Raw genomic sequence first — 13,272 nt, forward strand, 5'->3', positions numbered from 1 at the left:
ACGGGCAGGGGCACGATCTTTTTCAGGACTCCAGGTCCAGGGGGGAAGAGTGCTCACCTGCCCGCCGCTACCGGTGACGAGTCTGCCGTATGAGCGGACTCGCTGACTCTCATTAGGGGGGGCTCACTGACCGGTCCCAGCCCGGTCGACCGCGGTAAGAAGGGCTCGAAGATCCACGTCCTGTCCGACTCGAACGGTATCCCGCTGGTCGTCAATGTTTCCGGAGCGAACACCCACGACAGCACCCTGCTGCAACCGATGGTCAGCGCGATTCCGGCGGTGAAATCCCGGCGTGGTCCACGCCGCCGCAAACCCAGCAAAACCCGGGCCGACAAGGGCTACGACTACGACAAGCACCGCCGGTGGCTTCGCGAACACGGCATCGTTCCGCGCATTGCCCGACGCGGTATCGATAGGAATGATCGGCTCGGCAGGTACCGGTGGAAGGTCGAACGCACTATCGCCTGGCTCACCGGCTACCGACGCCTGACCATCCGCTACGAACGCCAGGGGGAACACTTCGCCGGCTTCCTCCACCTCGCCGCCGCACTCACCTGCTTCAAGAAACTCCCCACATGAGACAAGCTCTTAGGACGTTACGCCCGAGAGTCTGTTGACGACACCCAGATGAGCGCCCCGGACAGGCAGTGATCGAATCAGTGCTGGGCACCCCGGGTACGTATCCGTTCCGGTGCAAGCTCGCCTGCCTCGTCCCGGACGAATCCTGACCGACACGCAGGGAAAGATAGGTTGACCTGGTGAGATGATACCTCCCCCCTTCGGTGAGACCGGTCAGAGGTTCCAGAGCCGGAGGAGGGCGGCGCGCAGGGTGGGGGAGATGATGCGGTGGTCGGTCCGCAGCCGCGGGTTGCGGTGGCCGAGATCGGTGAGCGCCTTCTCTGCCTCCCGCAGCGCGATGAGTTCCAGATCGATTCGGGTGCGGAGGAAGTGCGCGACAGCGCTGCGGGAGCGGGGAATCGTGACGGCCTCGGAGTGTACGACGGCGGGTGGATGAATCCAGTTGTCGGTGACCTGGATCAGGACGTCCCCGAGTTTCAGGTGGCCGGGCTCGCCGAGGCGGAACCACTCGAGTTGGTACCTCGCTGCCGGTCCGGCGCTACGCCGCTGCCGCCGCTGTTGGGTCGTCCATTTGCGTTGCTCGGACGCGCTCGGGTCGTACTCTTCGGTCTGCCAGAGAAACATCCGGGTCACCGGTGAGGGAAGGAAGTCGGGTTCGGCCTATATCCGGCCGGTCACTCCCGGAATGGTCAGCGCCCGGCCCTTCGCCCACTCGGTGTTGGCGTTGTCGAGGAAGGCCGCATCGACTTCGGTGATCTCGGCGATGTCGTCGATGAACGCGCCGGCCGAGGTAAGTAGGCCCGGGTCGTCGGAGATGATCACGGCTTCGTCGACGACGGTGGAGTTGTGTGAGGCGTTCGGGGGGCGATGACCGCCCGCCGGTCGGTGACGATCACCTTCGCATGCAGGTTCGGCGACGACAGGACCCGCACCCCGGCATCGATGTAGTGGGCGAGGGCAGCCGGTGAGGTGGCGTGGGCGCGCAGTGCCGCTTTCGAGGCGTTCACGATGAGGACATCGCCGGCGCGGAGGGGGAGCAGGGTGGGTGCGTCCTGGCCGAGGTAGGCGATCGCGGCCCGGCGGCGGCCTTTCGTTCTGATCGCCGCGGTGATGTGCGGCCAGGGGCTCGGCCCGTGGAATGTCGTCCCCATACCCGGGAACGGTAGCGCGGCCGCGAGACGCCCGGGGCCGGTAGCGCCCGATCGCATCCCACGATCGGTTTCCATGCCCCACAGGCGTTGATGCCATCCGGGGTGTGCAGGATTCGCAGGAAAAGTGCCATTGAGCTGGGCGGATGACATGTCCCCACCTCGTGCGCCAGTGGAGGGATGAACGCGACGAAAGAGTGCGAACGGGTGGAAAAGTCTGCGTTCCACCGGTACCCGCTTGATCAATACAGCGTGACATTGTTCGGTCGGTTCCGAACAGACGACGGTGACATCCACCCGGCTTACCTCACGCACTCTGCGGAAAAGGAACCTGCGCTTGACGATTGCTTGCGCTGACCTGCCGGTGAACGTCGGCGATCCTGCACCGAAGGTGGTGCTCAGCTACGCGGCGACACGGCCGTCGAAAAGATGTCTGCGGCAGAGATGGAAAGAACCGCCCTACCGGCGCCAGGAGAGTGCCCGGACCGCGGCAGCCGCACCCTCGCCGTGCGCGGTCGTGGGGTCGAGGCCAAGGCGAGTACTGCGTCGACGGCGGCGGTCCTTTGCTGCTGCCACTCCTCATAGGAAACCACTTCGCCGGTGATCGGGGACCGCCGCGGGAAACGGTCCCCAGGCCCGGCCGGCTCGTTGGTGATGACCTTGCAGCGCAGCCGCGCACGGGCCAATTCGGGGTCTACGCCGCGAGCCCACTGCGCATCGTTGTTGCAGAACAAATGAGCGAGGCGGCAATTCGCCTGCGTATGCGGACCTTCTCGGTCGATGTGGTCGATCGACATGACGTCGGGGCGGCCGTGCAGGGCATCGAGGTCCACGGGCTCGAGGCAGATTTGGCATATCCCGCCATCACGGACGGAGACGTCTATGGGAGTGAACCGCTCGATGATGACGCTTCGTCGACGCCACCGGCGAAGTTTCAGGACCTCACATCTACAAGCGGAGCAGACTCTTCGATAGCAGTTCTTGCGAGGGCACGTGCCGTGTAGTCACCTCGTACGACCACCCGGGCCTAGCAGTCAGTCACTGGTCAGCGCCTACCTGGCCCGGTGTATCCAACGTCATGGCTTCATGCGTCTGCCCAGCTACTCCCCAGACGATTACGAAGGACCGCGACGCCGTCGCCCTCGAGTTCGTCGAGCACGACCCGCCGCCCAGTCGCTGCCAACGCGAGTGCTTCACCGGTGCCGCGAATCTCTGGTCCGTTGCCTTTCGACCATGTGAGGTCCGTTGCTTCGAACCGAAGGCCTCGGGTATAGCGCCGGGTGAACGCGAACGGGTCGGGGTGGTTGAGGACAAAGCGCAATCGGTCGGGTTCGATAGTGCGGTCCCGACCGAGCGGGCGGCGAATATCCTGATGGTGAACCAACATGTCGGCCAGAGCCGTTCTAGGACTGAGCCTCGAGAGCGTTCCGTTCTCGATGGAAGCAAATCGCGTGAGCAGAGTCGACGGTGATGTCGAACGTTCAGTGTCTACGAGGTGGTTATTTAGCCGGTCGACACCGGGCCCGTTGCGTACGGCGGCAAACATATACTGGCACAGGGGAATAGCGTCGTATAGCAAATGTGCCACGACATCCCTTACGCGCCATTTCTCGCACAGGGAGGGTGCCTGCCATTCCTCAGGTGTGAGGGTCTGCAAGAAGTTGACGAGTTCTCGGCGTTCGCTTGCCAGCATTCCCAGTGTATTCATGCCGCTCACCGTAGCTCAGGATCGAAGAAGGCCGCATCGTGTTCGGTGAGTCGTCCGGGTGTCTTATCCTCCTGTTGGGTTCATGCCGATGTCGCAGGTGGCCTTACTGGGACAGCAACGCGCAATGTAGGGCCGTGGTCACGCGAACGGCTCACGGGCACTCTCAGGTGCGCAGCCCTGGCCGCATACGCGTCGAATGGGGAGCCGATATGAATGGCGGGATTGGACTACTTGCAGCTGCGCTACAGCGATACTCGGATCTCGGAAATGGGTGCGCCTGTCCCCACATCGGGGGTGTAGTCGGGTGGATGCGTTCGCTTCAATCGTTCCCAGTACGCGCGGTGGACTGGCTAGCGGAGGTTCATGGCTCGACCGATCGGAGTTCGCTTCGAAGGTGACCAATGCTTGGTAAGCGCACGGTCGTGCCATAGGACTCGAGCGCGCAGTCGGTCGATGTGGGGTATCAACGCCGGATAGAGTCGATGCCGCCGGTCGGGTCCACCGCGACACTGCAAATGTTTCCGGCAAGCACACTCGGAGCGGGACATCTCGAATCGATTTGTGAGGTGACTCAGGTAGCGTCAGCGGCCTTGTGGACTGTCCGACTCGATCGATTTCTGGCTCCTCCTCTCTCGGCCTCGCAGGGATACGTCGTCGGGAGGCCTTTTGCACGGATCCCGGACGTGGGACTGCGATCGTGTACCACCACCCAGAGGGTACGAAGACGTTCTCCAGGGCTGAAGTAGGTCCCGGTGAACTTTCGAGACGGTCCACGGCGATCGATGTCGCCAATACTGCCGGTTCGTTGCGAGTATGCAACAGGCTCAACGATGAGTCCGAGTCGGGAGCGATCCCACCAAGGAGTGCCCGGTCAGCAAACGGCCGGCCAGGGCGGTAGCAATGCCCAGACGCACGGCCGCAGCGCACTACTCGCTGCGACGAAATCCTGAGAACATGCACAAGATCGCTACTTCCAGTTCGTGCGCCGCCACTTCGGCGTTCGTCGCATCGACCAGAGATGACGCAGCTCCACATAACACGTCGAAGATGATTCGAGCTGTCGCATCAATAGATACCGGTTTGAGTTCACCCACCTTGTCAAGTTCGACGAGCATCGCTCGGATGATCGGAAGCGCGAACTCCTCGTCGAGCGCACGAGTGCGCTGTTCTCCGAGCACGCCGACGACCTGCTGTAGCAACATGCGAGCCTCCGGATCGGCGACATAGACAGCGAGGAACGTTCGAGTGGCCGCGTCCACACGCGCCCACGGCTGGTCGAATCCCAGCATCGAATCGGCGACTGCCTGCAGCACGCCACCGAGGGACTCGCGAAACAGCTGCGCGAATATTTCCTGTTTGTCGTCGAAGTGGTGATAGACCGCGCCTTTGCTGACGTTGGCCAAAGTGGCGATGTCACCTACTGAGGTGTTCGCGAACCCCTTTCCCACGAAGAGGGTCTTGGCTGCATCGAGGACAGCTTTCCGCGTCAACGCAGCGTAGATCTCTCGCCGGCCATGCTTGACATCACTCATAAGACCTAACCATACTCGATGAACGTCAGTATTTCACCGACCACGAGTATGTGAAAGGTTCGAAGTCCGGAACGAGTCGCGGTCGCCGTATCGGTCAGTTATCCGTCACAAAGAGGAGTAGACGTGAGTTGGGATGAATACCACCGCAGAGCCGTTGCCATCGACGCAGTACTGGAGCAAGCCGCTCGGACGGGCCAAACATCGCTTCCCTTCTTCGAAGTGCCGGAAGCGTCAGCCATATTCGAGTCGGAGTCGGCTTTGCTGGCAGCTCTCGAGGCGAAGTGGTCAACACTCTATGGCGGGTTTCTCGAGCAGGAGACGTTCGCAGCGGAGACTTCGGGCGCAAACCGCATAGAGATCGCTCGCCGGGCTTGGGCGCGGGCAGACGCTGCAAAACCCTTCTTGCGGAACTTAATTGATCACAATGCGGTCGACGGCAAAACTGTCATGCATTCGGATGGGAAGGAGAGGGGAACGCCGACTGGCGGACTCAAAAGCAGTGCCCTCACGGTCGAGCGAACTGAATCCGATAGCGAGCGGGAGGCGGGCGGGTTCGGTTCGGAGATCGCCGCGGGGGCAGTGCTGTTGGCCTTCTTCCTGATCCTGTGGTCGTTGCTCTGACGGGCTGAGGCCGACAAACAAGAGTGAGTGCCACTGCCGTAGCGGTTGCTGTATCGGCGGTCACACACTAATCTTCTGATTCACACCCACCCGCGGAGCTGGCTCATTACTCTGACGGCGACGGTTCGTGACGGGGAGTTTGTTCACACAAGGGGGCTATTTTTCTATGCGATCTTCAAGGATCCAGTCGGTACAACCATGCCGGCGTCTCAGGTGAGGCAACCACTCGAGTTGCTCGAAGCAAACTTCCTTAAACCAACTGGTTTCTGGGGCCGAGCAGTCGGACGTCTTATGTCGGTCCAGCACAGAAGTTTGACCACGTGGGCTCTCGATACCATAGGAATCGACCCGGAATCCAGTGTGCTGGACATTGGTTGCGGATCAGGAATGGCGCTCGAGATGATCTCTCGACGAACATCGGGAAAGCTGATGGGCGTCGACTATTCCGACGTGATGGTCGAACAAACACTCCAGCGAAACCGGACGGAGGTTACTTCGCAGCGATTGACCGCCGAAATTGCAACGGCAGACCAGTTGCCCTGCGCAGACGAGTCCTTCGATCTGGCCCTGGCAATCGAAACTGTCTACTTCTGGCCGGACATCATGGCTGGCCTGAGAGAAATGCACAGAATTCTTCGTCCAGGTGGTCGAGTCGGGATTGTCGTGGAAATGAGCAAGGAGTCCATGCATAATCCCACGCTGACACAACGTGCAGTAGGACGGCGCTTCATTCAGCGATCGGAATCTAGTGGCATGACGATTCTTTCGGGACAAAGCCTGTGCACGTTACTCACCGAAGCTGGCTTCATCAGTAGCCAATGGACTGGGCGGCCAGAACGTTCCCTTGGTTGGCTGTGCGCATCGGCTACCAAGCCGTGAGCGCCCGCAATAGTCGGCCGGACGGTGACGACAAGACGGTGAAGCGGCATGAAATCGACACGGCAGCCGAACCGATGGAGGTTCCCACGAGTGACCGTGGAGTCATTCAAACGATCAGAGATTTCCGCGCAGACATCCTGAAGGCCACCGAGTTGGGTTGGCGCCGCCACGGCGATATCGTCAAATACCGCCTCGGACCGGTCTCGGTGTATTGCATCTCCAGCAGTGAGCTCGCACATGAGGTATTCACCAATACTTCCCTCTACGGAAAGCTGGGTCCGGACAACCCCCTACGCTTGGTACTGGGCACGGGACTGTTGACTTCCTCCGATCATGAGGTGTGGAAACGGAACCGGCGGATGATGCAACCGCTGTATACGCGGACGAGCATCGAGCAGATGTATTCCACGATGCAGGAGTGCGTCGAGCGAATGTTGGTTCGTCTCGACCATCACGCAGAGTCGGCGGACCTCGTCGACATGCATCGAGTTCAAATGCAGGTGACCCTCGATGTCGTATCGCAATGCATGTTCGGCGTCGGAGTCGATGAGCTCGGTGATGCTGCGAAACCCGAATCCGTCGAACACGCACTCAACTTCGCGTTCGACAGGCTGCAGAATCCGTTCAGCGCCCCGTTGTCCTGGCCAACGCGGACGAACCGTCGTTTTCGCACAATCATGAGTGAATTTGACGAATACGTGTACAAACTGATCGCGGACCGTCGCAATACGGAGCCTGGTTATGGAGACCTCCTGGACATGCTCCTAGGAGCTCGCGATGAGGAAACCGGAGAGGGACTGAATGACAGAGAGATTCGCGATGAGGTAATGACGACCTTCGCTGCAGGGCACGAATCCACCGCGCAGACACTCACCTGGGCGATGTATCTGCTATCACAGAACCCAGAAGCTGCGGCCCGACTGCGGCAAGAAATAGATACCGTCCTGGACGGACGGAGCCCCACGGCGCAGGACCTGCGAGATCTCAAGTACACCGCTCAGGTTGCCTCCGAGGCACTGCGCCTGTATCCCTCGGCCCCACTCATTCCCCGCCTCGTTGCACGCGATTGCACCTTGGGCGGCTACCGACTTCGTGCCGGCAGCCGCATCCTGATCAGCTTGTTCAATATTGGGAGGGATGTCAGGCATTGGGACGACCCTGACGAGTTCCGGCCTGAACGGTTCGATGCCGACAAACCAATCGGAGTAGAGCACAAAGCGTATGCGCCATTCGGTGCGGGGCCACACATCTGCATCGGTAAGCACTTCGCAACGGCCGAATCTCAGCTGATCCTAGCTGGCCTTTTCCAGCGGTTCGACTTTCGGCACAATCCGCACCACGACGTCCAGACACTGGCCTCCATTACTCTGCGCCCGAGATATGGCATGGAAATGATCTTCCGCCCGAGAACAGACAGGGCTTCGCGAATGCGCACCGAGTCGAGGAGCCACTCGTGAAGAGGACCTTTGATTTGATCGTGCGATCACGGTGGGGCGTTGTAATGGTTTGGCTGGGGGTCTGTGGGATCAGCGCCATCTTCGCTTTGACGTCGAACAACTACTTGTCCGGCGGCGGCTGGTATGTCGAGGGATCCGATTCCAGGATCGCGGCACAGACGCTCAGTGACGGTTTCGAAGGCCGAGGACCCTCCTCGTTTGCGTTGGTCGTCACTTCCGAGAGTATGGAGGTGTCGGATCCTGATTTCCGCAGGTCCGTGCAATCCGTGTTCGATGTGGTAGCGGCAGATCTCGGCATAGAGTCGGTCGATCGTTTCGGATGGTCAACACTCCCGGATGGCTTCGGTGGGCAGTTCGTCGGAACTGACCGGCAGACTGTTGTCGATTTCGTGGGAACCAGCCTCGACGACGGTTCGGCGCGGCGGGAGTTCCCGCGCCTGCAAGCGATGTTGACGGAACGTTTCGATGGCTCCGGGATTCAGGCGACCATGGTCTCCGCGTCGTCGTTCTGGGGCGAGATGAACGAGCTTTCCGAATCGGGGCTGATCCGATCGGAACTCATCGCACTCCCCGTTCTGGCGCTTGTTCTGCTGTACGTATTCCGCAGCGTTCCCGCTGCCCTGCTGTCGGGAGTTGTCGGTGGAGCGTCGGTTCTCTTGTCAGTTGGTGCGTTGGGCTTCATGGCACGCTTTACCGAAATCTCGCTCTTCGGAAAGAGTGCGGCGACAATGCTCGGACTCGCGATCGGTGTCGACTATTCATTGTTCATCATCAGCCGATACCGCGAGGAACTCGCCGCCGGTCTCACGCCCGTGGCAGCATTGCGTATAGCTTGGCTGAGGTCGGGCGAGACAGTCGCGGTGTCCGGATTCACTATCGTCGTGGCATCGACAGCTCTGTTCATCGTGCAGCTTGATGTCATCAAATCGATGGCTATCGGTGCAATGCTCGGTATCGGATCGGCCATGGTGATCAGCCTGATTGTGCTGCCTCCTCTGATACTGATCTTCTCGCGATTCATCAGTCCATCCGCCACAACCGAGAGCAAATCTCGGAAACGGACGTCGATCTGGGAACGCGGACCGAGGTTCGCGATGAAACGGCCCTACGTAACAGTGGGTATTTGCCTCTGCATCTGCGGGCTCTTGGCATTACCGGCGCTCGATATGAAGACAGTCACCCCTGATTCGGGAATTCTTCCACAGTCATCATCAATGGCAGCGGGGTACGAGTCGATGCGAACCCAGTTCGGCGAAGGCTCAGTCGCACCGATCAACGTGGTTGCGACCTTCGACGAGCCCCTCGTCGAACTACAGAACGTGGAGGCAATCGACAGGTTCGTCGAATCAGTCTCGGAGGTACCCGGCGTGACGGCGGTCAACAGCGTGTTGCCGACCTTGGCCACGCTCGGTCGCGGGAATGCTATCGACGGACTTCGTAATATCGATAGAGACGGCGGTGACCCTCGGGCAGCAGCGGTCAATCGATACATCGCACGCGATGGGAAAGCCCTTGTTGTCGAGGCACTCGTTGATGGAGATGCGTCATCGGCGATCGCTCGAGACGCGGTCCGACAGATTCGCGAACTCGGAACGCATGAAACCGCGTTCACGATCAACGTTGGCGGTGAGACCGCCGAGGGTATGGATGCTAATGCCGAGATTGAACGAAAACTGTGGATTGTTCTGGCTCTGATGCTCGTCGGGATCTTCGCGTTGCTCTTCGTGTTCTTCCGTTCCGTATTCATTCCACTCAAAGCTGTTGTCGTCAACGTCCTGTCAATCTCCGCAACGTATGGTGTTGTCGTTCTAGTATTTCAACATGGTTTGGGAAGACCGCTCTTCGGCGCGGAAAGCGTCGGCAGTCTGACGAACTTCGTTCCGATTGTTCTCGCGGTCCTCCTTTTCGGTATCAGTACCGACTATGAGGTCTTTCTCATCAGCCGAATTCGAGAGGCATACCGTTCGAACGGCGGTAACACCAAAGCAGCGGTCGTCGAGGGTTCAGTGAAGACCGCTCCGCTGATTTCGGGTGCCGCACTCCTGATGATTGCTGTGTTCATGGCGTTCACGCTCGCGTCAGTCCTTCCGATGAAGCAACTGGGTCTCGGCCTTGCCGCGGCGGTTGCCTTGGACGCCACCCTTATTCGCTTGCTGGCCATTCCCGCTGCCATGTCCCTGATGGGCCGGTTGAATTGGTGGACACCAATATTTCCTGACAAGACGGTTCTGCATGCACCGCCAGAGATTGCGGACGAACCGAGGCACGCACACAGCGCTCTGTGAGCGTATTTCCGTCCGACTTCCGTCAGCTGCAGGGTCGTTGCGGCGACGCGGCCAGCGGGGATCTTTTTCGGCCGCATGACAATCATCGAACGCACTTACATGGGGGTTCATTGCATGGGTACTACGTCGCTTACAAGGCTAATCGGCCACGATCCTCGGATCGAGATGTTCAAGGCGCTGCGCGACAGCGGTCACCTGCCATTTTTTCGCGAAATGCAATCGGCCACGGCACCGACAATGTCGGTCGAAGGACGCCAGATGACCATGCTCGGTTCCAATAACTACCTGGGTCTCTCGACGCACCCGGCGGTAGTGGAAGGTGCCGCCCGCGCCCTTCGTGAGTTCGGCACCGCTACCACTGGTAGCCGCCTGATGAACGGCACAATCGACTTGCACCTTCGTATCGAAGCCGAGTTGGCGCAATGGCACGGCACCGAAGACGCGATCGTCTTCACAACCGGGTACCAGACCAATCTCGGAACGATCGGCGCGCTGGTGCCACCCGGTGGGCCAGTGGTCGTCGACCAGTATGCCCACGCCTCAATACAGGACGGGTGCCGCCTAGCTGGTGCTGACTTGCGACGCTTTCGCCATAACGACATGGGTTCACTGAGGGCGGCATTGACTGAACTCGGTTCCGTTGTGCCGGTACTGGTCATCATCGATGGGCTCTACTCCATGGAAGGCGACTTCGCCCCTCTAACAGAAGTGCAAGAGCTCTGTGACGACTTCGGCGCAGTGCTCATGGTGGACGAGGCACACAGCGTCGGGCTCTTCGGGGATCGAGGCACTGGCGTAAGCGAAATGGCCGGACTAGCCGACCGTGTGCCCGTTCGGATGGGTTCACTGTCGAAGGGTCTGGCGTCGACCGGTGGCTTCGTGGCTGGTACTCGCGACCTGATCGACACTATCCGTGGCAGAGCGCGAGCCTTCCAATTCAGCACGGCCGGCGTCCCGTCGACTTTGGGTGCAGCTCTGGCAGCGATCCAACTCGCGAGGAGCGACGAAGGTCGCGCTCTCGCCGCGCAGTCTGCCGAAAACGCGCGATTCCTGCGATCGGAGCTACAGGCGCGTGGTGTCGACGTCGGAAGCGACCCCTCGGTAGCAGGCCTGTCTCCATCGCCGATTGTTCCTGTCTACGTCGGTGACGATCTTCGTGTGATCGAAGCTTGGCGCACACTGTTTGACGACGGAATTTATTGCAACGCTGCGGTTCACCCCGCGGTCCCGGCAGGGAATGCGCTGCTGCGTGTGTGCGTCATGGCGACACACACGGCGGAACAACTCGAATTCGCTGCGGATGCCATCGCCCAGAGTCTCGATGTCACCGCAGCCGCGTAGTTCGGCACTGCCACCCTCTTCAGCCGGGAGTTCACTTATGAGTGCAGCCACCTATCAACGAGCCGAAGCGGCTCATACTATCTGGCCGACCCGGGAGCCCCTGCTCGAGAACATGTTTCCCGAGCTGTTCGAGTACCTCTCGGGCACCCCGCTGCTGACACTCGAAACCCGAGGGTCAGGTGTAGTCGAGCGCTTCAAGACATCTGGAGCGATCGGACTGATCGTTCCCCAAGAACTCGGCGGCGTGGGTGCCTCCGCACGAACGGCAATTGCCGTACAGCGTGAGATCGGCGGCCGTTCTCCATCGCTGGCTGCAGCGACGACGATGCACCATTTGTCCCTTGCCACACTTCTCGAGTATGCACATGCAGGGACCGAAGACGATCTAGATCTCGCTCGGGCCATCGTTGGAGCCAACACCCTGATCGCCTCGGGATTCGCCGAGGGTAAGTCGGGATCGAGTGTGTTCGAACCGAGTATGAAGGCTGAACAAGTGACCGGCGGTTATCTCGTTTCGGGCTCGAAGAAGCCGTGCAGCATGTCGTCCTCGATGGACCTGCTGACTGCAACAGTTGTTGTGCCTTCGGAGAACGGACCTTTACGGGGCATCGCACTCATCTCGGCCGAGACTCCCGGACTATCAGTACGTCCCTTCTGGAAAACTCATGTTCTCGGTGGCTCGGAAAGCGACGAGGTGGTTCTAGACGAAGTATTCGTGCCCGAGCAACTCGTCATCGCCGACACCGACGGACAGTCAATGCACAGACACGAGATGACTGGTTTCCTCTGGTTCGGGATGCTGATCACTGCCTCGTACCTGGGCGCCGCCAGCCGACTGGTCGAGTTGCTGATGGCGAAGCCGAACGCGAACAGCGATCTGATCGTGAGCGCCGCAGGGGAACTGGAGATGTCGTACTCCGCAGTCGAAAGTATCGCGCGTCGCTTCGACGGCGGAGAACGCGGCGCCGACTTGTCGGCGCAACTTCTGCTAGTACGGTATGCCACTCGCGACTCACTGACGCGATCTGCTGCGTCGAGCGTTGCAGGCCTCGGTGGCTCCGCCTTCATTGATAAACCTGAAGTGGCATATCTAGAGTCTGTCGTACACGCTTACGGGTTCCATCCCCCATTCCGGTCTCAGATGGCCGCCGGCATAGTCGAGTACCTTGAGGGGGGTCTGTTTATGCTGACTCCCGACTCGTCTGAGCGTTCGTCCGCGGCGTCAGGAGGGTCAAGATGACAGGCAATTCCCGCCCCCGCGTACTCGTTATCGGTTCAGGAGTGCTCGGTACCTTCGTCGCTCGCACGGTCAGGGCGTGGGCGGATGTCGTCGTCGCAAGTCGTTCCAGACCGAAGGACCCCGGACCTCATCTACCGATCGAACTGGCCGATCCTGAGTCAGTGGCAAGTGTATTGGGCGGGTTCGATCTGATCATCAACTGCGTCCACACCCCGGAACTGTTGGCGGAGAAACGCGTTCTGGAAACCGGTGGCACACTTTTGAACCTGTCCAACCTCAGTTTGTCCGAAAGTGCATCGTTACGGTCCTACGCGAAAGGTGCCCGCGGAACGGTCATCATCAATGCGGGACTTTCACCCGGCGTCAATAGTTTGCTCTGCGCGGACCTCCTGACGAGGTACCCGAATGCAGATGAGATCAGACTAGTGATGAGTTTCTCGTGCTCGGAGTCCGGAGGGCCGCAGGCGGTGGGCGGGCTTGCA

At 60.1% G+C, this 13,272-nt stretch carries 9 protein-coding genes and 2 pseudogenes; 7 read left to right on the plus strand and 4 right to left on the minus strand.

What is annotated here, in order from left to right:
- Nucleotides 1–114 precede the first annotated feature (114 nt).
- A pseudogene (locus NOF53_RS07010) lies at nucleotides 115–579 on the plus strand (IS5 family transposase); the annotation flags it as partial.
- A 213-nt stretch (nucleotides 580–792) separates the two neighbouring features.
- Here NOF53_RS07010 and NOF53_RS07015 read toward each other — a convergent pair.
- The 4 genes and pseudogenes from NOF53_RS07015 to NOF53_RS07030 all read right to left on the minus strand — a co-directional run bounded on the left by NOF53_RS07015 (nucleotide 793) and on the right by NOF53_RS07030 (nucleotide 4,967).
- Nucleotides 793–1,730 (minus strand): annotated as a pseudogene (locus NOF53_RS07015) (phosphatidylserine/phosphatidylglycerophosphate/cardiolipin synthase family protein).
- Between the two features lie 395 nt (nucleotides 1,731–2,125).
- The gene (locus tag NOF53_RS07020; RefSeq protein ID WP_255966742.1) at nucleotides 2,126–2,560 is read right to left on the minus strand and encodes a hypothetical protein; all 435 of its coding nucleotides are present in this window, start codon (nucleotides 2,558–2,560) and stop codon (nucleotides 2,126–2,128) included.
- A gap of 251 nt (nucleotides 2,561–2,811) precedes the next feature.
- A complete protein-coding gene (locus tag NOF53_RS07025; protein WP_255966744.1) occupies nucleotides 2,812–3,435 on the minus strand; it encodes a maleylpyruvate isomerase family mycothiol-dependent enzyme in 624 nt (207 codons plus the stop codon).
- Between the two features lie 926 nt (nucleotides 3,436–4,361).
- Nucleotides 4,362–4,967, minus strand: coding sequence for a TetR/AcrR family transcriptional regulator (locus NOF53_RS07030; protein WP_255966745.1), 606 nt, complete (start codon nucleotides 4,965–4,967; stop codon nucleotides 4,362–4,364).
- A 123-nt stretch (nucleotides 4,968–5,090) separates the two neighbouring features.
- Here NOF53_RS07030 and NOF53_RS07035 point away from each other — a divergent pair, with 123 nt between their 5' ends.
- The 6 genes from NOF53_RS07035 (at nucleotide 5,091) to NOF53_RS07060 (ending at nucleotide 12,790) form a co-directional block, all read left to right on the plus strand.
- Nucleotides 5,091–5,588, plus strand: coding sequence for a hypothetical protein (locus NOF53_RS07035; protein ID WP_255966747.1), 498 nt, complete (start codon nucleotides 5,091–5,093; stop codon nucleotides 5,586–5,588).
- Nucleotides 5,589–5,879: 291 nt separating this feature from the next.
- A complete protein-coding gene (locus tag NOF53_RS07040; RefSeq protein WP_255966749.1) occupies nucleotides 5,880–6,467 on the plus strand; it encodes a class I SAM-dependent methyltransferase in 588 nt (195 codons plus the stop codon).
- Nucleotides 6,443–7,924, plus strand: a complete 1,482-nt coding sequence (locus NOF53_RS07045; RefSeq protein WP_255967203.1) for a cytochrome P450 — start codon at nucleotides 6,443–6,445, stop codon at nucleotides 7,922–7,924. Before NOF53_RS07040 ends, NOF53_RS07045 begins: the two co-directional genes overlap by 25 nt.
- A complete protein-coding gene (locus NOF53_RS07050) occupies nucleotides 7,921–10,209 on the plus strand; it encodes an MMPL family transporter (protein ID WP_255966751.1) in 2,289 nt (762 codons plus the stop codon). Before NOF53_RS07045 ends, NOF53_RS07050 begins: the two co-directional genes overlap by 4 nt.
- Nucleotides 10,210–10,284: 75 nt before the next feature.
- The gene (locus NOF53_RS07055; protein WP_255966753.1) at nucleotides 10,285–11,550 is read left to right on the plus strand and encodes an aminotransferase class I/II-fold pyridoxal phosphate-dependent enzyme; all 1,266 of its coding nucleotides are present in this window, start codon (nucleotides 10,285–10,287) and stop codon (nucleotides 11,548–11,550) included.
- A gap of 37 nt (nucleotides 11,551–11,587) precedes the next feature.
- A complete protein-coding gene (locus tag NOF53_RS07060; protein WP_255966755.1) occupies nucleotides 11,588–12,790 on the plus strand; it encodes an acyl-CoA dehydrogenase family protein in 1,203 nt (400 codons plus the stop codon).
- The last annotated feature ends 482 nt before the right edge of the window (nucleotides 12,791–13,272 follow it).

This window comes from Rhodococcus tibetensis (genome assembly GCF_024438035.1).
GTDB classification, from domain to species: Bacteria; Actinomycetota; Actinomycetes; order Mycobacteriales; family Mycobacteriaceae; genus Rhodococcus_F; species Rhodococcus_F tibetensis.